The 24,942-nt window shown below is 41.9% G+C and carries 21 protein-coding genes; 9 read left to right on the top strand and 12 right to left on the bottom strand.

Translation table 11 applies throughout. The features are described from left to right. The first annotated feature begins 121 nt into the window (after positions 1-121). The 3 genes from pepA to BIZ38_RS11410 all read left to right on the top strand — a co-directional run bounded on the left by pepA (position 122) and on the right by BIZ38_RS11410 (position 5,088). Positions 122-1,636: a leucyl aminopeptidase gene (gene pepA, locus BIZ38_RS11420; RefSeq protein ID WP_187490300.1), complete on the top strand. Its 1,515-nt coding sequence runs from the start codon at positions 122-124 to the stop codon at positions 1,634-1,636. A gap of 126 nt (positions 1,637-1,762) precedes the next feature. Then, positions 1,763-2,209: a DNA polymerase III subunit chi gene (locus BIZ38_RS11415; protein ID WP_054562716.1), complete on the top strand. Its 447-nt coding sequence runs from the start codon at positions 1,763-1,765 to the stop codon at positions 2,207-2,209. Between the two features lie 23 nt (positions 2,210-2,232). Continuing rightward, the gene (locus BIZ38_RS11410) at positions 2,233-5,088 is read left to right on the top strand and encodes a valine--tRNA ligase (protein WP_187490299.1); all 2,856 of its coding nucleotides are present in this window, start codon (positions 2,233-2,235) and stop codon (positions 5,086-5,088) included. 110 nt (positions 5,089-5,198) lie between these two features. Here the strand turns inward: BIZ38_RS11410 and BIZ38_RS11405 are convergent, their stop codons facing one another. Beyond that, positions 5,199-6,476, bottom strand: coding sequence for an outer membrane protein transport protein (locus BIZ38_RS11405; protein WP_054552641.1), 1,278 nt, complete (start codon positions 6,474-6,476; stop codon positions 5,199-5,201). 336 nt (positions 6,477-6,812) lie between these two features. Between BIZ38_RS11405 and BIZ38_RS21800 the strand changes: the two genes are divergently transcribed. Continuing rightward, positions 6,813-7,136, top strand: coding sequence for a hypothetical protein (locus BIZ38_RS21800; RefSeq protein ID WP_054552642.1), 324 nt, complete (start codon positions 6,813-6,815; stop codon positions 7,134-7,136). Here the strand turns inward: BIZ38_RS21800 and BIZ38_RS11400 are convergent. From BIZ38_RS11400 to BIZ38_RS11355, 10 genes are all read right to left on the bottom strand, one after another. Beyond that, positions 7,096-8,313 (bottom strand): HD-GYP domain-containing protein, encoded by a 1,218-nt coding sequence (locus tag BIZ38_RS11400; protein WP_054552643.1) that lies wholly within the window; start codon positions 8,311-8,313, stop codon positions 7,096-7,098. The genes BIZ38_RS21800 and BIZ38_RS11400 overlap by 41 nt on opposite strands. A 186-nt stretch (positions 8,314-8,499) precedes the next feature. Then, a complete protein-coding gene (rraB, locus tag BIZ38_RS11395) occupies positions 8,500-8,835 on the bottom strand; it encodes a ribonuclease E inhibitor RraB (protein ID WP_054552644.1) in 336 nt (111 codons plus the stop codon). Continuing rightward, positions 8,835-9,521, bottom strand: coding sequence for a 1-acylglycerol-3-phosphate O-acyltransferase (locus tag BIZ38_RS11390; RefSeq protein WP_082389235.1), 687 nt, complete (start codon positions 9,519-9,521; stop codon positions 8,835-8,837). The genes rraB and BIZ38_RS11390 overlap by 1 nt, the downstream gene beginning before the upstream one ends. A 163-nt stretch (positions 9,522-9,684) precedes the next feature. Continuing rightward, positions 9,685-11,982, bottom strand: coding sequence for a DNA topoisomerase IV subunit A (gene parC, locus BIZ38_RS11385; protein ID WP_138616284.1), 2,298 nt, complete (start codon positions 11,980-11,982; stop codon positions 9,685-9,687). 10 nt (positions 11,983-11,992) lie between these two features. Further along, entirely contained in the window at positions 11,993-13,093 is a 1,101-nt protein-coding gene (locus BIZ38_RS11380) for a PQQ-dependent sugar dehydrogenase (protein WP_138616282.1), read from the bottom strand. A 51-nt stretch (positions 13,094-13,144) separates the two neighbouring features. Continuing rightward, a complete protein-coding gene (parE, locus tag BIZ38_RS11375; RefSeq protein WP_138616280.1) occupies positions 13,145-15,034 on the bottom strand; it encodes a DNA topoisomerase IV subunit B in 1,890 nt (629 codons plus the stop codon). Between the two features lie 33 nt (positions 15,035-15,067). Next, entirely contained in the window at positions 15,068-15,628 is a 561-nt protein-coding gene (locus BIZ38_RS11370; RefSeq protein WP_054552649.1) for a YqiA/YcfP family alpha/beta fold hydrolase, read from the bottom strand. Further along, complete coding sequence (locus tag BIZ38_RS11365; RefSeq protein WP_054552650.1) at positions 15,613-16,395, bottom strand: metallophosphoesterase; 783 nt, start codon at positions 16,393-16,395, stop codon at positions 15,613-15,615. Before BIZ38_RS11365 ends, BIZ38_RS11370 begins: the two co-directional genes overlap by 16 nt. Next, positions 16,382-16,840: a DUF1249 domain-containing protein gene (locus BIZ38_RS11360; RefSeq protein ID WP_054552651.1), complete on the bottom strand. Its 459-nt coding sequence runs from the start codon at positions 16,838-16,840 to the stop codon at positions 16,382-16,384. Before BIZ38_RS11360 ends, BIZ38_RS11365 begins: the two co-directional genes overlap by 14 nt. A 9-nt stretch (positions 16,841-16,849) precedes the next feature. After that, complete coding sequence (locus BIZ38_RS11355) at positions 16,850-17,482, bottom strand: NUDIX domain-containing protein (protein ID WP_187490298.1); 633 nt, start codon at positions 17,480-17,482, stop codon at positions 16,850-16,852. A gap of 150 nt (positions 17,483-17,632) precedes the next feature. Here BIZ38_RS11355 and tolC point away from each other — a divergent pair, with 150 nt between their 5' ends. The 3 genes from tolC (at position 17,633) to BIZ38_RS11340 (ending at position 20,639) form a co-directional block, all read left to right on the top strand. After that, positions 17,633-18,973 (top strand): outer membrane channel protein TolC, encoded by a 1,341-nt coding sequence (gene tolC, locus BIZ38_RS11350; protein WP_054552653.1) that lies wholly within the window; start codon positions 17,633-17,635, stop codon positions 18,971-18,973. A 104-nt stretch (positions 18,974-19,077) separates the two neighbouring features. Then, on the top strand, positions 19,078-20,004 hold the full coding sequence (gene lpxL / locus BIZ38_RS11345) for an LpxL/LpxP family Kdo(2)-lipid IV(A) lauroyl/palmitoleoyl acyltransferase (protein ID WP_054552654.1): 927 nt from the start codon (positions 19,078-19,080) through the stop codon (positions 20,002-20,004). Between the two features lie 59 nt (positions 20,005-20,063). Next, positions 20,064-20,639, top strand: coding sequence for a TcpQ domain-containing protein (locus tag BIZ38_RS11340; RefSeq protein ID WP_054552655.1), 576 nt, complete (start codon positions 20,064-20,066; stop codon positions 20,637-20,639). Here BIZ38_RS11340 and glnE read toward each other — a convergent pair. Beyond that, entirely contained in the window at positions 20,636-23,422 is a 2,787-nt protein-coding gene (gene glnE / locus BIZ38_RS11335) for a bifunctional [glutamate--ammonia ligase]-adenylyl-L-tyrosine phosphorylase/[glutamate--ammonia-ligase] adenylyltransferase (RefSeq protein ID WP_187490297.1), read from the bottom strand. The genes BIZ38_RS11340 and glnE overlap by 4 nt on opposite strands. 72 nt (positions 23,423-23,494) lie before the next feature. On the opposite strand from glnE, the gene BIZ38_RS11330 reads away from it, so the two are divergent. Together BIZ38_RS11330 and BIZ38_RS11325 are read left to right on the top strand one after the other, a co-directional pair. Continuing rightward, on the top strand, positions 23,495-24,388 hold the full coding sequence (locus tag BIZ38_RS11330) for a hypothetical protein (protein WP_054552657.1): 894 nt from the start codon (positions 23,495-23,497) through the stop codon (positions 24,386-24,388). A gap of 28 nt (positions 24,389-24,416) precedes the next feature. After that, positions 24,417-24,884, top strand: a complete 468-nt coding sequence (locus BIZ38_RS11325; RefSeq protein WP_054552658.1) for a hypothetical protein — start codon at positions 24,417-24,419, stop codon at positions 24,882-24,884. The last annotated feature ends 58 nt before the right edge of the window (positions 24,885-24,942 follow it).

Here is a 24,942-nt window from a genome sequence, read left to right as displayed (position 1 = left end):
TAGAGTCATGGTTTATGTACTAAGATTAGTGCTACTAAACTAAAAAATGTAAGAAAAGACTCGAAAAAGAAATTCTTACCCTTATAAATTAAGGTTATACGACTCAATATCAGGAGCAACAATGGAATTTAGCGTAAAAAGTGGTAGTCCAGAAAAGCAACGTAGCGCATGTATTGTAGTAGGCGTTTATGAGCCACGTCGTTTATCCCCCATTGGTGAACAATTAGATAAAATCAGTGACGGTTATATCTCAAACTTATTGCGCCGCGGCGATCTTGAAGGTAAGCCTGGCCAAGTATTACTATTACATCATGTACCTAATGTACTAAGCGAACGAGTATTATTGGTAGGTTGCGGCAAAGAGCGCGAGCTTGATGACAAACAATACAAACAAATTATCTCAAAAACGATAAACACACTTAACGAAACAGGTTCAATGGAAGCGGTATGCTTTTTAACTGAGCAACATGTTAAGAGTCGTGACACTTATTGGAAAGTACGCCAAGCAGTTGAAACAACTCAGGACTGCTTATACACCTTCAATCAACTGAAGAGCAAAAAAAGCGACCCTCGTCGTCCTTTACGTAAAATTGTTTTCAACGTACCAACGCGTCGTGAGTTAACCATTGGCGAAAGTGCAATTGAGCATGGCTTAGCCATCGCTGCAGGTAGCAAGTTATGTAAAGACGTTGCCAATATGCCGCCAAATATCTGTAATCCTGCGTATTTAGGTGAGCAAGCGCAAGAAATCGCTGATAACTTCGATAATGTGACTGTTGATATTATTGGCGAACAAAAAATGGCAGAGCTGGGCATGAATTCATACCTGGCGGTTGGCCGTGGTAGTGCTAATGAATCGGTTATGTCAGTGATCAACTATCAAGGTGGCGACAAAGACCAAGCGCCAATCGTGTTAGTCGGTAAAGGCTTAACTTTCGACTCTGGCGGTATTTCAATCAAGCCAGGCGAAGCCATGGATGAAATGAAATACGACATGGGTGGTGCAGCGGGTGTTATTGGTACTATGCGCGCTTTAGTGCAAATGCAATTACCAATTAACGTTGTCGGTGTTTTAGCGGGTTGTGAAAACATGCCTGGCTCAAACGCTTATCGCCCAGGTGATATCTTAACCACTATGTCGGGGCAAACAGTTGAAGTGTTAAACACCGATGCTGAAGGCCGTTTAGTACTGTGTGATGCACTAACCTATGTTGAGCGCTTTGAACCAGATACCGTTGTTGATGTAGCAACACTAACAGGTGCGTGTATTATCGCGCTGGGTTCGCATGCCACAGGTTTACTATCAAACCACAACCCACTGGCCCATGACCTACTAAAAGCATCTGAGCAAAGTGGCGACCGTGCATGGCAGTTACCTTTATGGGATGACTATCAAGAGCAACTTGAAAGCCCATTCGCTGATTTCACCAACTTAGGTGGCCGTGCCGCAGGTACGATTACAGCGGCATGCTTCTTATCTAAATTCACCAAAAAATATAACTGGGCGCATTTAGATATCGCAGGTACAGCATGGCGCAGCGGCGGTAAAAACAAAGGCGCAACCGGTCGTCCGGTGCCTATGTTGACTCAGTATTTGCTAAACCGCGCAGGCGTGAGCGAAGCAGGTCACGATTAAGCCTTACCGCAAGCTTAAAACTAACCCTAAATAAGGCGCCAAATGGCGCCTTATTAATTGAAGCAATTCGCGTTCTATGTCAAAATCCCTGCTTTGATCTGTGTATCTGTGGGGACGAAAGTCACTATGAATATGAACGCACAATTTTACGTTCTAAAACAAGATGATAGTGCCCACCAAACGGCTGGCGCTGTTTTCGATCTGGCAGCTAAAATTGCTGCGGATCAGTATCGTCTAGGTCATCGCGTATTTATTTACGCTGATAACACCGACACGGCCCACACAATCGACGACATCATTTGGTCATTTGAACCAGATAGTTTTGTACCACACAACTTACAAGGTGAAGGCCCTAAAGGTGGCGCTCCGGTTGAAATTGGTATGACTCCACCTGTCGGCAACAGAAAAATATTAATCAACCTAGCTGAACACCTACCGGATTTTATTCGCCGTTTTCAGCAGGTTTATGATTTCGTACCCGTTGAGCCAAATGCTAAGCAAGCCGCCCGTGAGCGGTTTAAAAAGCTTCGCCAACTGGGCGCCCATATTGCAACGCAAGAAATTGACATTTAAGCATTTATTTAAGGTTCTGTGTAATGGATAAAACCTATAATCCGCAAGATATTGAACAGTCTTTATACCAAGGCTGGGAAGAAAATGGCTACTTTAAACCGTCTGGCCAAGGTGACGCATACTCAATTATGATCCCGCCACCAAACGTCACGGGTAGCTTACACATGGGCCACGCGTTCCAAGATACCATCATGGATACGCTAACGCGTTTAAAGCGTATGCAAGGCAACAACACATTATGGCAAGTAGGTACTGACCACGCGGGTATCGCAACGCAAATGCTTGTTGAGCGTAAGCTTGCTGCTGAAGAAGGTAAAACACGTCACGACCTAGGCCGTGAAGCATTTATCGATAAAATCTGGGAGTGGAAAAACCACTCTGGCGGCACGATCACTAAACAATTACGTCGTTTAGGCGCGTCTGTAGATTGGGACCGTGAGCGTTTCACTATGGATGAAGGCCTTTCTGAAGCGGTTAAAGAAGTATTCGTACGTCTTCACAAAGAAGATTTAATCTACCGTGGTAAGCGCCTAGTTAACTGGGATCCTAAACTTCACACGGCTATTTCTGATCTTGAAGTTGAAAACAAAGACAAACAAGGTCACATGTGGAACCTACGTTACCCTCTTGCTGATGGCGTAAAAACCAAAGATGGTAAAGACTACATCATTGTTGCGACAACACGTCCTGAAACAATGCTAGGTGATACAGGTGTTGCTGTTAACCCTGATGATGAGCGCTATCAAGATCTGATCGGTAAAGACATTTTACTGCCTATCGTAAACCGCCGTATTCCAATTGTTGCCGATGAACATGCAGACATGGAAAAAGGCACAGGTTGTGTGAAAATCACGCCTGCCCACGACTTTAACGATAACGAAGTAGGTAAACGTCACCAGCTTCCTATGATCAACATCTTCAATAAAGATGCAGCGGTATTAAGCGAAGGCGAAAGCTACACATTCGACGGTAAAGAGCTTGAATTAGATGCGCCAATTCCTGAGCGCCTACATGGCCTTGACCGCTTTGATGCACGTAAAGCGATTGTGAGCGAATTTGAAGAACTTGGTCTATTAGAAAAAATCGAAGATCACAGCTTAACTGTACCTTACGGTGACCGTTCTGGCGTAGTGATTGAGCCTCTTCTTACTGATCAGTGGTACGTGCGCGTAGCACCTCTTGCAGAGCCTGCAAAAGAAGCTGTTAAAAATGGCGACATTAAGTTCGTACCTCAACAATACGAGAACATGTACTTCTCGTGGATGAACGACGTACAAGATTGGTGTATTTCACGTCAGCTTTGGTGGGGTCACCGCATCCCTGCTTGGTACGACAACGAAGGCAACGTATACGTTGGTCGTGACGAAGCTGAAGTACGCCGCGACAACAACCTTGCTGATGATGTTGCACTTAAGCAAGACGAAGACGTTTTAGATACCTGGTTCTCATCTGCGCTTTGGACTTTCTCAACGCAAGGCTGGCCTGCAAACACTGATGATTTAAAAACGTTCCACCCGTCTGACGTATTGGTAACAGGTTTCGATATTATTTTCTTCTGGGTTGCGCGTATGATCATGATGACCATGCACTTCATCAAAGATGAAGACGGCAAGCCACAAGTACCATTTAAAACCGTTTACGTAACTGGCCTTATCCGTGATGAAAACGGCGATAAGATGTCTAAGTCGAAAGGTAACGTACTTGATCCTATCGACATGATTGACGGTATCGACCTTGAAAGCCTAGTTGAAAAGCGCACTGGTAACATGATGCAGCCACAACTAGCGAAGAAGATTGAGAAAAACACTCGTAAAACATTCGAAAACGGTATCGAAGCACACGGTACAGACGCACTGCGTTTCACCCTTGCGGCAATGGCTTCAACGGGCCGTGACATCAACTGGGATATGAACCGCCTTGAAGGTTACCGTAACTTCTGTAACAAACTATGGAATGCGAGCCGTTACGTATTAATGAACACTGAAGAGCAAGACTGTGGTTTCGCTACAGATGCTGAGAAACAGTACTCACTTGCTGATCGTTGGATTTTAGGTCAATTTGAAGCAACGGTTAAAACCTATACTGAGCATCTAGAAAACTATCGTTTTGACCTAGCAGCAAACACCATTTATGAGTTCACTTGGAACCAATTCTGTGACTGGTACCTAGAGCTTACTAAACCTGTACTGTTTAAAGGTAACGAAGCACAGCAACGTGGTACTCGTCATACCCTAATCACGGTATTAGAAAGCCTACTTCGCTTAATGCACCCGTTAATGCCATACATCACAGAAACGATTTGGCAACGTGTTGCACCACTGGCAGGTATCGAAACTGCGGGCACTAGCATCATGGTTCAAGGGTTCCCTGTATATAATGAAGCAAATGTTGATAGCCAAGCGATGGACGACCTTGAGTGGGTTAAACAATTCATTCTTGCTATTCGTAACATCCGTGGTGAAATGGATATCAGCCCAAGCAAACCATTATCGGTATTGCTTGCGAATGCGTCTGACGAAGACAAGCGCCGCTTAAAGGATAACGAAGCATTCTTAGCGTCGCTTGCTAAGCTTGAAGAGTTCACGCTTCTTGATAACAAAGACGATGCACCAGCGTGTGCAACATCGTATGTTGGTAACCTTGAGATCATGATCCCAATGGCTGGCCTAATCGATGTTGAAGCTGAATTAGCTCGTATTGCGAAACAGCTTGAAAAAGCAGAAAAAGGCTTAGCACAGGTTCAAAACAAGTTAGCTAACGAGAAGTTCGTAAATAATGCGCCAGAGGCTGTACTTGCTAAAGAGCATGCTAAGCTGGCTGAGTTTACCGATGCGAAAGACAAACTATTAGCGCAAAAAGCGAAAATCGAAAGTCTATAACAGCATATACCAAGCGCGATTTATTCGCGCTTACAAAAAAGCCGCGCTATAACAATGTTATAGCGCGGCTTTTTAATGCTCTGTAGCAGCGACTTTACGTCGCGTTACAATTAAAATTTGTAGTTGTACTGAGCACCTACTAGAACTGCGTGACCTTTTGATTCATAGTCCCATGAAACATCTTGGCCAACTGATGCAGCTAGGCTGTCTTTTTCAGAGAAGTTTTGTGTTTTACCACGAAGAATACTTACACCTAGGTCAATATTTGAGTTTTCGCTGAATGCGTAGTTACCACCAAATGAGAACCAGAAACGATCTGTATCAGGGATAGAGATTGAAAGGTGAGATTGGTCTGCTGGCGACTCATCGTATGCAATACCTGCACGAAGTAAAAGAGCGTCGCTGTACTGGTAGTCAGTACCGATAGAGTAACGCATTGAATCAGAGAAGTTCTCTTCTTTAGAGAATACAGGTGCTTCTTGACTAGGCGTATAAGCTTCTAATTTTTGGAAGCTATCCCAGCCAGTCCATAAAATGCTGTAGTGCACGCCAAGCTTCTTATCGATTTGGTGTGAACCAGAGAACTCAGCAATGGCTGGTAAGGTTAATTTTAACTCACCCGGAACTTTAGTACCCGCTAAACCGCCAACAGCAGCTGGTAGTTGGTTTGAGTACTCACCTTCAAAGTCGATATCTGTTTCGCTGCGGTAGTTAAAACCAAAACGGTTGTTTTCGTCTAACTGATACATAGCACCAATGTTCCAACCAAAGCCGTAGTCGTCACCTTCAAGGTGAGCGATTTGCGTGCTCGCTGGTAAACCTAATGGGTTTGCACCTGCATTACGCACCACTTTCGCATCAGCATAAACATAGTTTAAACCAAGGCCTAGGCTGAACTGTTCGTTGATTTTGTATGAAGCACTTGCATTCATGTTAACAGTCACGATTTCAGTTTCGCCTGCGATAGAGCCTGCTGCGTAATCGTCTTTAAATTCAGTTGAAAGACCAAAGTTTGAAAAAGCACCAAAGCCTAAAGATACTTTGTCGTTTAATGGCATAGTGAAGTAACCAGCAGGAATAAATGCTGATGGCGCGATGCTATCGTCATCGATAGAGCTTTCATCTAAGCCGTATGCAGCACTTTCACCTTCTAAGCTAACATCTGGAATTACAGCAATACCTGCCACTGAGATTTGCTTATCTTTAAATAAAGACATAAGTGCAGGGTTACGAGCAACAACTGAGGCATCGTCAGCAACGGCTGCTTCACCAGCGTATGCACGGCCTAAACCTGAAACGTTTTGCTCTGCTAATTGGAAAGCTGCAGCAAAGCTGTCAGCAGAAACAACAGCAAGTGATGCTGCAATTAGTGTTTTTGTGAACTTCATAAATCTGTGTCCTCTTGCAAACTTGTGCGAAAACTAATCCAACAATGAGGGCAACCTATTAGTTAAGCATAAAAGATTAGCGCTGTATGTTGGCATTAGATGTTTTATTCTAATGATTATAAACTTTCGAACATTACCTTAATTAAGATCAAAAAACTGTAATTTTTCGTTAGAAATAGGTAAAAAACCCGCATTTTAACAACAAGATAACAACTTATTAAAACTCATCAGATCTCTGATTACAAACCAAACAAACGATATTAATTATCATTTGCATTGACTTATCGCCTTTGTAGCTTTAGACTAAAAATAAAAGTTTCTCAGTTGAGTTTGAGTATGGAAATCGCCTTTATTATTGTGGCACTAATGTTATGCGGTGTGAGCGTTCATTATTTTTGTAAAGCAAATTATTGTGCATGTACTAAAGCAGGTGATTGCGACAACCCAGTCAATCATTATTGGTTAGGCGCTATGTTTAGCTCAGTTTTGTCTCTTTTATTGTGTTGTGTAGCCTTACATGTCGAAAAAGGGACGCTATTGTGGTTAGTTTTAATGATAAGTTGTTTTAGTGGGGCATTTATTTCAGCTAAACGCAGCGCCAAAAAACGCTGTGTTAAGTCTAAACAAGCAGATGCTCTTTTAACAAACGAGCCAAATTAAGCTGATAATCTAAGGGTTTAATACTGGCAATAATTTTTAGTTCTTTTTCCACATTCAAATCGACATCTTTCGCCGTCACGTGGTGCTTATGTTTAGCATTATAAAATACTTTCACTTTTGGTTTGATTGGATTCTCGTGATTCCCTTCCATTACTAACGCTAAACGATCATTATTTAACTTAACAATAGTACCGACAGGGTGTACACCTAGACATTTAATAAAGCGCTGCACTAATTCAGAATCAAACATTTGTTTGTTCGCAAGTAAATAACGCAAAGCCGAAATAGGTTCTTCTCCCATTTGATGAGGCCTATCTGCCGTCATAGCATCATAAACATCAACAATTGCCATCATTCTTGCGGGGCGGCTAAGCTTTTCAGCGGTAATACCGCGTGGATAACCTGTACCATCTAAACGTTCATGATGATTTACTATCATATCAAGCATTAGTGGAGTAATGCCCTTCTCGCCTTTCACTAAACCTAAACTCTGCGCCACATGTTTTTTAACGACTTGCATTTCGTTATCATTCAATGCGCTTGGCTTAGATAAAACACCTTGCGGCATTTTAGCTTGGCCAATATCATGCAGCAAAGCTCCCATCGCCAGTTCTTTGATCGTCTTTTCTTTATAGCCTAAATACTTAGCAAACACACTCACCAAAATCGCAGTGTTGATCATGTGACGCCAGTTATAAATATGTTTATCTTTGAGACGAGTTAAAATAGTTAATGCATTGTGATTTCGAAAAACGGAGCCGACTATATCAACAGCAATGTCGTCAAGCACTGCCATATTCATTTTTAGTCCAGCTGTAATATCGGAATATAAACTTTGTAGCTTACGACTATGCTGCTCATAGTGAACACTAGCTTTTAGAAACTCTTGTTGAACCGTGATCCCTTGCGGCTCTTCATTAGCAGCAGGTTTTTGTTCAACCTTCGGTTTAGCCGGTTCAGGCTTTGGTTGGTATTTTTTAGGGAGTGCAACATCGCTTTGTGTAAAGTCGATGAGTAGCTCTTCAACCCCCTCAGAGATCAGGCGCTGAATAATTGTTTTATCACGCACTAAACCACGTGTTTTGATCTTAATACTATTTACATGCTCTTGTTGCTTACTGACACTGTCAACAAACATCCCTGGAACAAGTTCGGCAATGGGTAAAGTAATAAGCATAGGTAAGCTTAGCGCATATAAACATCGAGTTTTTTATTATCGCTAATTGATTACAAATGTCTATAGATTGAATAGCGAATACGAAATAGGTATTAGTCAGAAGGGTAAACTAACGAGTCAAGCAACTCGCTAGATTGTGGTAGTTCAGTCTAAGAGCTGACGGCAGATAGCTGACAGCTCTAAATCTTACTCCTGAAAGTAAGTGCCCCAGCCGTCGTATTCAACGTCTGTTTGCTGAGCAAGCGCTTCTAACTTGTCTACGTCTTCCATAATGGCTTCTACATCAAGTTCACACTCAACAACCACGTCAAAGCTCCATACTTTCTCGCCGTCTTCTAGCTCAAGTTCAGCTGGTTCTTCAACATCGTAACCTAGTTTAAAAGCGGCTAAAGCTGCTTGCTCTAATTTTTCAAAATTTTCGCTAACAAAGTGGTGTTCCACTTCATAAAGTACTTCAGGATCTGAGCCATCTTCAAGTAATGAAGTAACGATGTCTTCAGTAATTTCGCGCCAATTTTCCATTATTTGTTTCTCACTTGAGCATCTAATTCAGTTATTTTAGCGGCCATAATCTGATGAACATGTGAAGCATGGTCACGAGCAGATACGTCTTTATCAAGATAAATCGGCGCTAGCATTTCGAGGTAAATTGTACCATTATCCCAGCGATTTAGCTTAATAGTTTTGTGCGTTGTACTCATACAAACTGGTACAACTGGCACATCAGCACTCATTGCTGTGTGAAATGCCCCGGTTTTAAAGGGTAATAAACCGCGACCATAGCTTCGCGTGCCCTCAGGAAACATCCACACCGACAAGCCTTTTTGTTTTATTTTCTCAGCTGATTTAGAAATTGTGCCCGCCGCTTTTGAGCGGTTAGCACGATCAATTAAGATATTGCCCGATAACCAATATAGCTGACCAAAAAACGGGATCCATTTGAGGCTTTTTTTACCAAGGCTTACGCAGTTCTCTGGCACCATGGCAGGTAAAGTGAATAGGTCATAGTTATTTTGATGATTTGCTACATAGACAGCAGGACCAATATTTTTTGGAGTCTCGTGATATTTAAGCTCTAGTTTGACACCTAAAATTTTAGCTACCTTGCAAAACCAACCCGCAATAATATGCACGTTATTGGTATGAAATGGCTTCACAATGCATAAAAGCAGCCCAAAAACACAGCTTAAAACAATAAATAACGCCATGAAAATTATGCGAAAAATAGCTAACAAACGAATTCTCCTCGTACTAATCAGCGCGCATTATAACGTGAAAAATAGCATTTCCATAGCTTTAAGCGCACATGTGTACGCTTAAAACTTCATAACGTTTTAACAATAAAAAGGCCTGCAATTGCAGGCCTCTGGTTTACTCAGTTACTTCACTTGGCGACTCATCACTGTCATCAGTTTGAGTCACTTCGACTACAGCTTCATCAACACGCTGTAAGCCTCGGGGTAACTTATTACCTCGTCTACCGCGTTCACCATGATAATGCTCAAGATCAGCCGGTTTGAGTGTCAGTTTTCGTTTACCTGCATGCAGGGTTACGCTACTGCCCGCAGGCACCACAGCCAGCACTTTTACAAACTCTTCACGGGCTTGCACTTTCGCACTTGGGATAGAAATAATCTTATTTCCTTTACCTTTACTAAGCTTAGGTAAATCGCGCAGTGGGAATAACAACATGCGGCCTTCGTTAGAAATTGCCATACAGTAATCTGTTGCTACGTCAGTTACTCTAATTGGCGCGAGTAATTCACCGCCTTTAGGAACACTGACCAGCGCTTTACCGTTTTTGTTCTTACTCACCAGATCTTTAAAGTCACTTATAAAGCCATAGCCTGCATCGGAAGCCATTAACAACACTTGGTTGTCTTCTGCCATCACCACATGCTCAAAGTTGGCGCCAGAGCTTAAGTTAAAGCGCCCTGTCATTGGTTCGCCTTGGCTTCGAGCTGAAGGTAAACTATGTGCATCAGTAGCAAAAGCACGACCACTTGAATCTAAGAACACTGCAGGCTGGTTACTCTTACCTCGCGCTGAGGCTTTATAGCTGTCGCCTGACTTATAACTCAGCCCTTCAACATCTAAATCATGGCCTTTACCAACACGTGCCCAACCTTTTTCGGATAACACAACAGTCACTGATTCTGAAGGGATAAGGTCTTTTTCGCTTAGTGCTTTTGCTTCTAAACGTTCAACAACTGGTGAGCGACGATCATCACCATACATTTCAGCCGCTTCTTGGATTTCTTTTTTCATCAACGTCGACATACGACGCTCTGAACCAAGCGTTTGCTCTAACTTGTCACGCTCAAGGGCAAGCTCATCTTGCTCACCTTTAATCTTGAACTCTTCAAGTTTTGCTAAATGACGTAGTTTTAACTCTAAAATCGCTTCTGCTTGAATATCTGTTAAACCAAAACGCTCCATTAAAACAGGCTTTGGTTTATCTTCAGTACGGATGATTTCGATGACTTCATCAATATTTAAAAAGGCCGTTAATAAACCTTCTAAAATATGTAAGCGTGCTAATACCTTGTCTAAACGGTGCTGTAAGCGACAGCGAACTGTTTCACGGCGGAACGTTAACCACTCAGTTAAGATACTACGTAAATCTTTCACTTGCGGACGACCATCAAGGCCAAGCATGTTTAAGTTTACGCGGTAGTTCTTTTCTAAATCTGTGGTTGCAAATAGGTGCGCCATTAATGGCTCAGCCTTGATGCGGTTAGAACGCGGAACAATCACGATGCGGGTCGGGTTTTCGTGATCAGATTCGTCACGTAAATCAGCAACCATCGGCAACTTTTTAGCATTCATTTGCGCAGCAATTTGCTCAAGCACTTTAGCACCTGAACACTGATGAGGCAGCGCGGTGATCACTATGTCACCTTGCTCTTCAGTGTAAATTGCACGCATCTTGATAGAACCACGTCCAGTTTGATAAATCTTACGAATATCGTCTTTCGGTGTGATAATCTCAGCTTCTGTTGGGTAGTCAGGCGCATGCACTAACTCAAGCAACTCTTCGATTTCAGTTTTTGGCTTATCAAGTAATAAACAACAGGCACTGGCAACTTCACGCACATTATGTGGTGGAATATCGGTTGCCATACCTACAGCAATACCCGTTACACCATTGAGTAAGATGTGCGGTAAACGCGCAGGTAACACCATTGGCTCATCAAGTGTGCCGTCAAAGTTTGCGGTCCAATCGACAGTGCCTTGACCCAGCTCTTTTAGTAAAACTTCTGAGAACTTAGATAAACGCGCTTCGGTGTAACGCATTGCAGCAAATGACTTAGGATCATCGGCAGCACCCCAGTTACCTTGACCGTCCACCAGCGGGTAGCGGTAAGAAAACGGCTGCGCCATTAACACCATGGCTTCGTAACAAGCACTATCACCATGAGGGTGATATTTACCCAGTACATCACCCACGGTACGGGCTGATTTTTTATATTTTGCTTGCGCCGATAACCCCAGTTCGCTCATTGCATAGATGATACGACGCTGTACAGGCTTAAGACCGTCACCTACATGAGGTAAGGCACGGTCCATAATGACGTACATTGAGTAGTTTAAGTAGGCGTCTTCAGTAAAGCGCCCCATTGTTTGTTGTTCTATGCCTTGCATCAGCAAGGTATCTGTATCACTCATTAACGCTTACCTATTTTTTCTTAGCACTAACGCGATAGATCACATTAGCAAAGTCGTCTGAGATTAATAAGCTGCCATCTGCAAGCTCTGCAAATGCAACTGGGCGACCAAATGTTTCTTCGTTTTGCATAAAGCCTGTGATGAACGGGGTGTACTTAGTAATACGACCTTGTTCAACATTCGCTAGCATCACTTTGTAGCCTGACTTTTTACTGCGGTTCCACGAACCATGCTCAGCAACAAAAAGCTGCTCTTTGAATTTAGCAGGAAACTGCTTACCGTTATAAAAATGAATACCTAAAGGAGCAACATGAGCACCAAGTGCAAGGGCTGGCGATTTGTAGTCAGCAATACTTTTACCTTTACCAAACTCAGGATCTAAAATCGCCCCAGCGTGAACATAAGGGAAACCATAATGCGCGCCCTCTTCACCTTCACCAACACGGTTAATTTCACAAGGTGGCATGTCATCGCCCATCATGTCACGGCCGTTATCACTAAACCAAAATGCATTCGTTGTAGGGTGATAATCAAAACCAACTGAGTTACGAACACCTTTGGCGATTGTTTTAATTTCTTTTGTATCAACATCTAACGAGAAGATACGACCATATTTTTCGTCTTCAGCACAAATGTTACATGGTACACCCACTGGCACAATTAACTCACCAGTTGGCGCAAAACTAATGAATTTCCAGCCATGGTGACGATCAGTTGGAAACTTATCGTATACCACGTCGTATTTAGGATCTTTTAAATTTTTATCAACGTCTTTAAAACGGATGATACGTGACACTTCAGCCACATATAGATCACCATCTTTAATCGCTAAACCTGATGGCATTTCAAGACCTGTGGCAATAACCATTTTTCTGTCAGCCACACCATCACTGTTATGGTCAATCAACGCATAAACATTGCCTGCTTTACGTGAGCCTGCGTAAACAATACCTCTTTTTGATACCGCAATTTGACGTGCATTTTCTACATCATCAGCAAACAGGCTAATAGAAAACCCATCAGCAACTGTTAACTTATCAAGAATATCTTTTGCCATTGCAGGCGCTGATAACAAGCTCAGCGACAATAATGAGGTCAGTAGTTTTTTCATTTTTTCTTGCCCTTTAATTCGTTGCTAGCAACTAGGTTGCTACACCTTTAACTAAACTTCTGCGCGGTTTCCGTGATCTTCTAACCACTGACGACGATCTGACGAACGTTTCTTTGCAAGAAGCATATCCATCATTTCCATGGTTTGCTCTTCTTCATCTAAGGTTAATTGCACTAAACGACGCGTATTAGGATCCATCGTGGTTTCGCGTAATTGTAACGGGTTCATTTCACCTAACCCTTTGAAGCGTTGAACATTAACCTTACCGCGTTTTTTCTCAGCTTCAATGCGCGCTAAAATACCGTTCTTTTCGTCTTCATCAAGGGCGTAGTAAACCTCTTTACCAATGTCGATACGAAATAGCGGCGGCATAGCTACATACACATGGCCTTGTTTAATAAGCGATGGAAAGTGACGAACAAACAGCGCACAAAGCAAGGTAGCAATGTGTAATCCATCTGAGTCAGCATCGGCCAAGATACAAATCTTGTTATAACGCAGACCAGATAAATCACTTGAATCAGGGTCAATACCCAAAGCGACAGAAATATCATGTACCTCTTGCGATGCTAAAATCTGCCCAGATTCAACTTCCCAGGTATTTAAGATTTTACCGCGCAGCGGCATGATTGCTTGGAATTCACGGTCACGTGCTTGTTTTGCTGAACCACCTGCTGAATCACCCTCTACTAAAAACAGTTCAGTACGGTCATTATCTTGGGCACTGCAATCCGTTAATTTACCCGGTAATGCAGGGCCTGAGGTAACACGCTTACGCACAACTTTTTTAGCAGCACGTAAACGGCGCTGCGCATTTGAGATACATAACTCAGCTAATAATTCTGCCGTTTCTGTATGCTCGTTTAACCATAAACTAAATGAGTCTTTTACCACACCTGATACAAACGCAGCGCATGAGCGAGAAGACAGCTTTTCTTTTGTTTGGCCAGCAAACTGTGGGTCTTGCATTTTAACCGACAATACGTAGCTACAACGCTCCCAAATATCATCTGGTGTTAGCTTTACACCACGTGGTAATAGGTTTCTAAATTCACAAAATTCACGCATTGCTTCAAGCAAGCCTTGGCGTAAACCATTAACGTGTGTACCACCTTGTGCAGTAGGAATTAAGTTTACATAACTTTCAGCGATTGATTCACCGCCTTCAGGTAGCCAAACAACCGCCCAGTCAGCGCCTTCGGTTGAACTTGAAAAGTCACCAATAAACGGCTCTTTTGGTAATACTTCAAAGCCTTTGACTGCTTCAACTAGGTAATCTTTTAAGCCTGTTTCGTAATACCACTCTTGGCTTTCTTTGGTTTGCTTGTTAGTAAACTTAATGCGCAAGCCTGGGCACAATACCGCTTTGGCTTTTAATAAGTGATTAAGCTTAGTAATTGAAAAGTTAGCTGAGTCAAAATAGCTCGCATCAGGCCAAAAACGTACAGTTGTCCCTGTGTTACGTTTACCCACACTACCAATGACGTTTAGATCTTCAACCTTGTCACCGTTTTCAAAAGCCATACGAAATTGCTGCGCATCACGGCGCACAGTCACTTCAACACGAGTCGATAGCGCATTTACAACCGAAATACCTACCCCGTGTAAACCACCTGAGAACTGATAGTTTTTATTAGAGAACTTACCACCGGCGTGCAGCTTGGTAAAAATAAGTTCCACACCCGGGATACCTTCTTCAGGGTGAATATCAATCGGCATACCACGGCCATCATCGATAACCTCAAGAGAGTTATCTTCATGAAGGATGACATCTATTTTAGTGGCATGGCCTGCCATTGCTTCATCGACACTGTTATCGATAACTTCTTGACCTAAATGATTAGGTCGAACCGTGTCGGTATACATACCTGGGCGGCGTTTTACGGGCTCTAATCCGTTTAAGACTTCAATTGCTTCGGCGTTATAATTTTGCTGACTCATAGTTTTTATATCTTTTATGCGCTTAGCTATGTTTTACGTGATTTTAAGAAAATCTACAATACTTGCAAAGGTTTGTTCGAAGCCGATAAAACTATGATCGCCTCCAAATTCAACGTGTTGCTTACACTGAGAATAATATTTAACCGCCTGCTGAAATGGCAGTACTTCATCGCCCGTTTGCTGTAGCAAATAAATCAATGAAGGGGTGTCTAATTGCGGCAAATATAAACTGCGCAATGCATCCATGTGACGAGTACCAAGTTCATAATGACTATCTTGATACGGGTTATAATTTTCCCCTAAATAGTTACCGAGTAACTCAAATGGGCGAACCGCAGGGTTAATGACTACCGCGGGTATTGAATAACGTTGCGACAAATAGGTCGCATAAAAACCACCTAATGAACTACCTAGTAATACAGTATCATCATTTAGCAGTTGTTCTAATTGTAAAATTGCATGTAATGGCTCATGAGTTAATCGCGGCACCTGATAATCGACATCAAATTGCGCCATGTGCTCACCAAAACGAACAGCTTTGTAAGATTGCTCAGAGCTATTAAAGCCATGAATATAAATTACTCGTTTAGCCATACTACATCCGTGGTTAGCAGTAAGCTTTGTTGCTCATCAATTATTAAGTCGATGAGTCGAAATGCGGGGCCCAAATCTTCTTGCTGCCACGCCATCGTGTGTTTGCTAAATTGTATTGAGCAGGCCGGTGTCGCATACACACTAAGGTTACGGTAATTTTGCGTGTACTCATGATGCACATGACCATGAAATACCCCTACACACTGCTCAGTATTGACGCAGGTATTTAAAAATTGCGGGCCATTTTCTAGCATATGTTTATCTAGATAGGCTTGAATAGGCAGCGGGTTATGATGACAAAACACCACACTTTGAACCTGCCCTACCGCTTGGCTTAATTCATCTAAATGCGTTTGTGTTACCCAGCCGGCCGGCGTCGGGCCTTTTGAGTTAGCTAACAGCAACTGCCCACCTAAAAAGGTAATGCGTTTATTGTTTAAAATTTGCGGGCTTATAAGCTTTTCATATTCAGCAAGTTCATCATGATTACCCGGCAGCCAAAACACCGGACAACTGAGCGCTGAGTCTGCTATTAATTTAGCAAAAAGCTGATAAGAATCGTTGCTGTGATCTTGTGTTAAATCTCCACCAAATACCACACAATCCACATCTAATTCAGCAATCGCTTCTAAACAGCGTGAAAAATACGCTGCCGTATTCACGCTAAAGTATTCACCATGGATGTCTTTTGATAAGTGGCAATCAGTGATGTGGGCAACTTTCAGTGCTGTTTTATCAAAATGGAAGGCGTCACTAAACCAAGCCATTATTTACATCCCAATTTAAAACTGCTCGGCCGTTTTCAACACAAGCCACCAGCCAGTCATACAAAAAGGCGTTAAGCTGATATTTTTCATCTTTTTGGTGCATATTCGGATTAGGGTAAGCATAGGAAGGCTTGATGCGCTGATGAAAATCATGATGCACGATTTCGGCTACTTTCGCATCATGATACATGCGCACAGTTAAATACAAAGGCTTAACCGAAGGCAAATGACCGGCTTCTTGTCTGATAGAAATATCTGTGGTGTATTTTGCTGTATCGTCAACTTTAACCGCAAAAGTGCTGTGCCCTAATTGCACTTTACGCTCCTGACCTACACGTCGCTCATTAGGTAATAGTTTCAGCGCACGCACGTAATTATGCTCACACAAAGTTAAGTACTTAGGTAAGCTTTGAATATAACGTTGCTGGGCACTGACGTACGACAAAATAATCCCCTATGAGTTTTTCCAATCAGACAGTATACGTTGCTTATTCAGTGCTAACCACTGTAATGAGATAACTGTCGCTGCATTATCTATTTCACCCTGCTCTAGGCGCAACATAGCTTCATCGTATGACATTACATGGGTTTTGATATCTTCATCTTCATTATCAAGGCCAAAAATACCGCCTTGATACCCTGTTAAGTCAGTGCGTGCTAAATATAGATACAAACGCTCCGTGGTACCACCTGGGCTTGAAAGGTACGACATCATAAATTCCAGCTCATCGAGTTCAATTCCCGCTTCTTCGAAAGCTTCGCGCTTCGCTACATCTTCGTAATCAGTACTGCCATCGGCCATGCCTGCAATACACTCAAGTAACCAAGGTGACTGCTTTGATGCGAGTGCCCCGATTCTAATTTGTTCAATTAATAAAACTTGATCAGTCGCTGGATCATAAGGAAGTACAGCAACAGCATGGCCGCGCTCTAAAATTTCACGTTTAACTTCTACTGATTTACCACCCGCAAACAAGGCATGATGAAAGCGATAGATATTAATTTTAAAGAAACCATTATAAACACGCTCAATTGGCTTTAACTCTATGTCATCATGGTTAAATTGTGAGACTGCTGATATTTTCATCCTTTATTTCCTTTACACTGCAAGCAAAAATTACGACCAATTATATTCTGTTACACTTGGACATGCAGATTTACGTAATTTTTTTTTGGTTATTCATTAAAAAAGAGTACCATGGTGATAGTACAAAATTGTCTAAGGACTGAACGAACAATGAAAAAAACTCTACTCGCTGCGCTGATCGGGTTTTCAAGCGCACTGACTGCAACAGCTAGTTATGCTGAAGACTTACTACAAGTTTACGAGATTGCTACAGCAAACGATCCTACCGTACTTAAAGCAAAAGCCCAAGCAGATGCGCAAGCTTATGAAAGTGATCGCGCGTTAAGTGCACTATTACCACAAATTGGCTTAAGCCTTGGTTATGAAACAACCAAGTCTGATCTTTATGAGGGTAATGATACTACAGGTTATGCTGGTTATGATTACGATCCTGATGTTTTCAGCCGTGGTATTAGCCTAAACCAAACACTATTTGATTTAGGCGCTTGGAACTCGCTAGGCATTGCTGATAAGCAAGCATTACAAGCAGACGCTCAGTATGATTTTGCACGCCAAGATCTAATCGTTCGTGTAGCTGAGGGTTACTTCAACGTACTAAGTGCAATCGATAACCTTGAGTTTGTTCAAGCAGAAAAGCGTGCCATCGAGCGCCAATTGCAACAAACTAAAGAGCGTTATGCGGTAGGTTTAACAGCAATCACTGACGTACACGAAGCACAAGCTCAATATGATAACTCTGTTGCACAAGAAATTGTTGCTAAGAACAGTGTTGAAACAGCGCGTGAGCAACTTCGCGAAATTACTGGTAAATACCACGCAAAACTAGACATGTTGAATACAGATACATTTTCAACTGTTGCGCCAAATAAACAATCGTCTGAGTACATCAAAATTGCTGAAGACAACAACTTAAATCTGCAAGTTTCTAAAGTAACGGTTGATATTGCAAAAGATCAAATTGATTTAGCAAAAGCGGGTCACTATCCGAAGCTAACATTAAGTGCTTCTTACGGTGACAGCCTAACCGATCTAAATAGCAACTCACATCAACCTCGTGAAGATAGCGCTAAAATTGGCGTTAACTTTAGCCTACCGATTTACTCAGGTGGTGCTACAACTGCAGCAACAGATCAAGCTCGCGCTTTTTATGTTGCCGCAAGTGAAGATTTAGAAGCAAGTTTACGTGCAGTAACTCGCTCGGTTATTACATCGTATAACCAAGTAGTGTCTGACATTGCCACGTATAAAGCCTTACAACAAGCTGTTGTTTCTGCAGAAAGTGCACTTAAAGCAACTGAAGCAGGCTTTGAAGTTGGTACACGTACTATCGTTGACGTATTGATCAGCACGCAAAACTTATATAACGCAAAAAGTAACTTAGCAAATGTTCGTTACCGCTATGTTGTTTCAACACTTCGCTTGAAACAAGCTGCTGGTACACTAACTAGTGAAGACCTTATTGCTATTAACCAAGGTTTAAAAGAAATCTAAGTATTTCTTCGAAACTTATACCAACAAAGCCAGCCTAGCGCTGGCTTTTTGTATTTTTAAACACTTACAGTTAAACTAGCTTTTTTATTTTTAGAGATTTTTTTGTGGTTAGTTCATCACCGTTTAAAGCGTCTTTTTTGGGCCCTCGCTACTGGTTAACTTGGGTTGGCATTTTCTTTTTATATCTTATCTCTTGGTTGCCACATAAATTGCAACTAGCGCTTGGAAAACTGCTCGGCCGCCTAGTACACCGTTTTATGAAACGTCGTCGCCATATTGCTGAGGTGAATATTCGTTTGTGCTTTCCTGAAATGCCAGAGCATGAACAACGCGAACTAGTTCGTAAAAATATGGAAAATACCGGTATTGCGATGATGGAAACCGGCATGGCTTGGTGGTGGCCCGAGTGGCGAGTTAAAAAAGTGTATGGCTCGATAAAAGGGTTAGAATATTTTCAGCAAATTCAGCAATCAGGCAAAGGCGTTTTACTTCTTGTTCCACACATTTTACACCTTGAAATGGCAAGTCGGGTAATGGGCTTAAAGCACCAAGGTATTGGTTTTTATCGCCCACATAATAATCCTCTAATGGAGTATTTTACTACCAATGGTCGCTTACGCTCTAATGAATATCTAATCGGTAAAAAAGATGTCAAAGGCCTACTGCAAGCCCTCAAAAACAAGAAGGTTTGTTACTACCTGCCAGATCAAGACTATGGCCGTAATCGTTGCGAGTTTGCACCGTTTTATGCGGTAAAAGATACAGCAACAACTACAGGTGCACTGCTGTTTGCCAATAGTAAGAACTGCGAAACCGTAAGTTTAACGAGTCGTCGTGATGAGAATGGATGCTATCATCTAGAAGTGCTTCCTATTTTAGAAAATTTCCCTAGTGGCGATAACCTTGCTGATGTAACACGCGTTAACCAGCGTATGGAACAAGCAATAAACGTTGCTCCTGAGCAGTACATGTGGCTACATCGCCGCTTTAAAACTCGTCCAGATAAGAATGCACCTTCTTATTACAAGTAGAGTGACATTTTGCTGTATGTATGGTTTTATTAAGCTAATTAACAACAAGAGTATTAGAAATGTGGTTTTGGGTTAAGCATTTATCATTAGCTGTCATTTTGATTGCTGCTGCTATTTATTTTTTATTTGGCAGCGGCCCCGTATTAGATATCAAAAATACTCAAAATGCAGCAGCCCAAGGTCTATCACGCTTTTATTCAGCCCTTCGAAATCAGGTCAATGACAAAGATAACGAGCGAGATAAATATGTTCTTAAATTACCGACACCTGAAACTAGTCTAGATGTCGCACTATTTGAGCGTGAAAAAGTCGTTGAGCCTTCATCGCCAAACTGGACAGGAGATATACAACCTCGTCGCTTTGAAAATGGCACGACTTTAAAAGATGTATTATCTGATTATGCTAAAAATGAAGATATTGTGTTGTACTGGTATCTTAGTAAAGACTACGTAGTAAAAGATCACTTTCGAGTTGATAGCAACTTCGTTTCTGCATTGTATCAAGTAGGTCGAGCAATCAACGATGATTTCGAAAATGAGGTTTACACTTATTTTTGTTTTAAGCAAAGAGCGGCTGTGATCACTGAGCTGCCCTCTGCTTATGTACGTGAAAATTGCCGCCGTTTAAAAAGCTAAAACACCTGTAGCCACGCCTGACTAACTAAGTCGATATGCTGAGTTAACTCAGCACGTGGCGCACAACGCCCCTGCTGATTCAAACTCATTACATGATAACGTGAACGATAGGCTATATACGCAGCCACTAACTCTTGCTGCATTTGCTCACTAATACAGCCTAAACGCGCCGCATCGGCTAGAATACGCACATTATCAGACCAGCTCGTTAGCTCTGGATGTTGCTTAGCATTATTTAGCACCAGATACTGAGTAATAAATTCAATATCTGTAATACCGCCCCTATCTTGCTTCAAATCAAACAGCTCATCGTTACCCTTAGCAAGGTGAGCGCGCATTTTTTCACGCATCTCAACAACATCCGTTTTTAGTTTTTCGTTATCACGGGTTTGGCATAACACATCTATACGAATTCGCGCGAAACGATCTTTTAATGATGCTTGACCGTAAATCATGCGTGAGCGAACGAGAGCTTGATGTTCCCAAGTCCATGCTTGAGTTTGCTGATAGTGGTAGTAACTTTCTAAATTAATAGCCAGTAAGCCTGACGCCCCTTCAGGGCGTAAGCGAGTATCAAGCTCGTACAAAATACCAGACGCCGTGCGAGTATTGAATAAATGCATTAAGCGCTGTGCAAGTTTTAAATAAAACTGACGCGAATCAATCGACTTATCACCATCGGTATAACTGCTGCCATCGTGGTTATGCACAAACACAAGGTCTAAGTCTGAATCGTAGCCAACTTCGAAACCACCTGTTTTACCGTAGGCGATAACCGCAAAGCCTTTTTCTTGCTCTGACGTATTAACGGGCTGACCAAAGCGTTCAACACACGCATGCCATGCAATATTGACCGCTTGCTCTACAATTGCCTCAGCAAGCGCTGTAAGGTGGTCGCTTACCTTCATCACGCTGAGTACACCTGTTGCATCAGCCGCTGCAATGCGTAGCTGATGCGTTTGCTTAAACTGACGAAGAGCTTCCATTTGCAGCTCTAGATCACCATGCTCAATGCGCAAGAAGTATTGTCTAATTTCATCTTTGTAAGCAGATAAAGGTGTCGGTTTATAAAGCACCTGAGGATCGATCAGCTCATCAAGTAAAATTGGGTAACGAGAGATATGTTCGCCAATCCATTTACTATGACAGCATAGTGCAACCAGTTGATTTAAGGCTCCAGGGTTTTCATACAACAGCTCTAGATAAGCGGTTCGTGAAATGATCTTATTCAATACTTGGCAGATCATCATAAAGGCGTCACTGCTCGCTTTTGCTATCGTTAATTGTTTAAGTAAAAGCGGCATTAATTTATCTAAAATGTCACGACCTCGACTACCAACCTTCGCCTTAGTTAAACGCGCCTTAAAATCTTCCAATGCTGCTTGCCAATCAAGGTTCGGCTCACACATCAGGCTAACATCCGTCATTTCCCATGCGCTGATGTACTCATTTTCACACGGGTCGCTGGTTTCACTTTCAAAACCAATCACCTGTTCGAATTCACCATGGACTTGAGACATGATCTGCTCGATACTAGACAAACACTGATTAAAATCGTCTTTATTGAGCAAATAACATAAACGTTGTTGATTTAATTCGTCATCAGGTAGGGTTTGCGTTTGCTTATCAGCAAATATCTGTAAGTACTGCTCAATTTGACGTAAGTCTAAATAGTTTTGTGTAAGTAATTCAGCCTCTTTGTTGGACATAACCTGATTGTTAACCAGTTCTTTTAAAGCAACTAATAATGACTGAGTTTGCAGGTTAGCTTCGCGACCACCTCGCACCATTTGCAGCGCTTGTACCACAAATTCCACTTCTCGAATGCCCCCTGCGCCTAATTTAATATTGTTTGTAAGGCGTTTTCGGCGTACTTCTTGAGCTATCATTTGCTTCATTTTACGCAGCGATTCAATCACCGAGAAATCAATATAGCGGCGATAAACAAATGGCCGTAGCAATTCATAAAACTCATTCCAATAACGGTTTTCTGTGCCGATTAATCGCCCTTTTAGCATGGCGTAGCGTTCCCATTCACGTCCTTGCTCTTGATAATAATCTTCCATAGCATGAAAGCTCATCACCAAAGGCCCACTTTCACCAAATGGGCGCAGGCGCATATCAACCCGAAATACTTGTCCATTTACCGTAGTTTGATTAAGCGCCATAATCAGCTTTTGCGCCACTTTGGTATAAAACACCTGCGCTTCAATAGAGCGACGCCCACCTTGCGTTGCAACATCACGAGGGTAAGAAAAAATTAAATCAATGTCAGAGGAGTAATTAAGCTCTCCTCCACCTAGTTTACCCATGCCTAAAACTAACATTTGCATTGCATTACCGTCATCATCAAGCGGCATACCACTAACTTTAGCTACCTGCGCAAACGCCCACTGATTGGCACTATCGATAAGCTGATTTGCAAGCACAGAGATATAAGCGATGCTATCAGCGATTGGGTTTGCACAGCACAAGTCAAGAAAAGCCACTTTCAACCAGTACTTTTCTCGATACAAACGCAGTTTTGCCATTGCAGCATTGTCGTCAAGCTCATTGATTTCTGTACTACTTAACGGAGCTTCAACTGCGCGGTTAGCAAGCTCGTTATCATCAAGTAACCAGTCTTTTAAGTTTGGCTGAGATTGTAAGCAGTTCCACGCAAAGTCGCTTAAAGACAACAAGTTAATAATTTTCTGTTGTTCAGTTTCCCCCTCATACAAGCTCGCGAAGCGGGTTTGGCCTAACTGATGAAGTGACTCTGGAAGCGCGTGTAAATTACTCATTAAATACTCTCTTTTAACTTGCCAATAACCGTACTAGAATGATAATCAAAGAATTATTTAGCAGGGACCTGCATGTCATATTTATCACTATCTAACACTAGTTTAGTCGCGATTGCTATTAGTTTCGCAGTAATCTGCGCCACTATAGTACTGCTACGTATTCTAACGCAAATCAAAGCAAAACAAGCGCTTAAAGAAGAGCTTGCGCAACATGATAACTTTGCCATGGGAATAAGCTTTGCCAGCGAAATCATGGTCGTTATAGCAACTATCGCTTATATATTTGATGAGATTAGCTTAAGTGCAGCCCAATCTAATCCGCTAAAAGTACTTTTACTCATTGTGCTGTTGTTTGCTTTTATAAAAATAGGCCATTTAATTCATCGTAAATGGATTTTGCATCGCTTTAATGAAGAAGCCGCTATTCTAAAGCAAAATGTCTGCGCCGCCTTGGTCGATTCAGGCATGCTAATCGCAAACTGTATTATTGCTCTTGGTCTTTATAACTGGTGCCATACTCAAGGCTATAGCAGCTTATTGATCGCCACAGTGAGCTTTTTTGTGCTGCAAGGTATGTTTGCCCTTGATAGTAAAATCCGTGAGTATCGTTTTGCAAAAGCTAACCAAGGTGCGTCGCTACAAAGTAATTTTAATCTAGAAAATACTTCCATCGGTATCCGCTACGCCGGTAAGTCTATTGGCCTTGCTCTTGCCGGTTATGCTGGTCTTGCCAGTGCATCATTTATTAGTGGTAAGATGGTAGAAAACTTATTCACTTTGGTATCTCATTGCGGTGCTATGTGGGTATTACTTTATATTTTGAGCTACATTATTAAGTATATTTCTTTACCTAATATAGATACTTCTCTTGAAGTTGATCATCAAGATAATATTGGTATTGCGTGTATTGAGTTTGCCGTTTTTGGCGCAATAGGCTATTTACTTATTAGTATGTTTTCAATTTGATACGGAAGTTTTAGTACCGTGAGACTCTATGCCCTTTAAAGTTAATGATTATTTACTAGTTGATATAGACAATGAGTTTAGCCGAGCCTTTACTGAGCATTACTTTGCGAGCGTTGAAGGCTCAACGCTTGTTGTGGCAGGCGCAAATAGCCGCCACATGGTCAAACTTATGTTTGATGAATTAATAAAAGATTACTGTTATTGCGACTTCAGTAATGAAATAAGTGTCTCTGAACTGGCCAGCTACCTGCATGAACACCACAACATTAAAGGTGTTTTAATTAATTTAACCGATTACCAATTAGCGGATGATGCACAAAAATTTATATACAATTCCCTACATAAAATACGTTATTTAGTAAAACAAGAAGAACAAGGTTTTAGCTTTGCGCCTTGCCCCGACAGCGCCCATATAAATCACCTTTCCTGTCAAACAACTATCGCTGAAACGACGACAGATCTTTTACCATTAGCTGAAGAGTTAAATAGAAAATAAATAATTGCACCTAAGCCGCTGTATACTTACCATATTGCTAAATTTATTGATAAGTGAA

Source organism: Pseudoalteromonas sp. BZK2 (genome assembly GCF_014349195.1).
Classification (GTDB): domain Bacteria; phylum Pseudomonadota; class Gammaproteobacteria; order Enterobacterales; family Alteromonadaceae; genus Pseudoalteromonas; species Pseudoalteromonas simplex.
The sequence above is the reverse complement of the archived record's forward strand: the minus strand, read 5'-3'. Positions and strand labels throughout refer to the sequence as shown.

Coding starts and splice junctions, on each gene's coding strand:
- pepA (WP_187490300.1), top strand. CDS start 122: ATGGAATTTAGCGTAAAAAGTGGTAGTCCAGAAAAGCAACGTAGCGCA.
- BIZ38_RS11415 (WP_054562716.1), top strand. CDS start 1,763: ATGAATATGAACGCACAATTTTACGTTCTAAAACAAGATGATAGTGCC.
- BIZ38_RS11410 (WP_187490299.1), top strand. CDS start 2,233: ATGGATAAAACCTATAATCCGCAAGATATTGAACAGTCTTTATACCAA.
- BIZ38_RS11405 (WP_054552641.1), bottom strand. CDS start 6,476: ATGAAGTTCACAAAAACACTAATTGCAGCATCACTTGCTGTTGTTTCT.
- BIZ38_RS21800 (WP_054552642.1), top strand. CDS start 6,813: ATGGAAATCGCCTTTATTATTGTGGCACTAATGTTATGCGGTGTGAGC.
- BIZ38_RS11400 (WP_054552643.1), bottom strand. CDS start 8,313: ATGCTTATTACTTTACCCATTGCCGAACTTGTTCCAGGGATGTTTGTT.
- rraB (WP_054552644.1), bottom strand. CDS start 8,835: ATGGAAAATTGGCGCGAAATTACTGAAGACATCGTTACTTCATTACTT.
- BIZ38_RS11390 (WP_082389235.1), bottom strand. CDS start 9,521: ATGGCGTTATTTATTGTTTTAAGCTGTGTTTTTGGGCTGCTTTTATGC.
- parC (WP_138616284.1), bottom strand. CDS start 11,982: ATGAGTGATACAGATACCTTGCTGATGCAAGGCATAGAACAACAAACA.
- BIZ38_RS11380 (WP_138616282.1), bottom strand. CDS start 13,093: ATGAAAAAACTACTGACCTCATTATTGTCGCTGAGCTTGTTATCAGCG.
- parE (WP_138616280.1), bottom strand. CDS start 15,034: ATGAGTCAGCAAAATTATAACGCCGAAGCAATTGAAGTCTTAAACGGA.
- BIZ38_RS11370 (WP_054552649.1), bottom strand. CDS start 15,628: ATGGCTAAACGAGTAATTTATATTCATGGCTTTAATAGCTCTGAGCAA.
- BIZ38_RS11365 (WP_054552650.1), bottom strand. CDS start 16,395: ATGGCTTGGTTTAGTGACGCCTTCCATTTTGATAAAACAGCACTGAAA.
- BIZ38_RS11355 (WP_187490298.1), bottom strand. CDS start 17,482: ATGAAAATATCAGCAGTCTCACAATTTAACCATGATGACATAGAGTTA.
- tolC (WP_054552653.1), top strand. CDS start 17,633: ATGAAAAAAACTCTACTCGCTGCGCTGATCGGGTTTTCAAGCGCACTG.
- BIZ38_RS11340 (WP_054552655.1), top strand. CDS start 20,064: ATGTGGTTTTGGGTTAAGCATTTATCATTAGCTGTCATTTTGATTGCT.
- glnE (WP_187490297.1), bottom strand. CDS start 23,422: ATGAGTAATTTACACGCGCTTCCAGAGTCACTTCATCAGTTAGGCCAA.
- BIZ38_RS11330 (WP_054552657.1), top strand. CDS start 23,495: ATGTCATATTTATCACTATCTAACACTAGTTTAGTCGCGATTGCTATT.
- BIZ38_RS11325 (WP_054552658.1), top strand. CDS start 24,417: ATGCCCTTTAAAGTTAATGATTATTTACTAGTTGATATAGACAATGAG.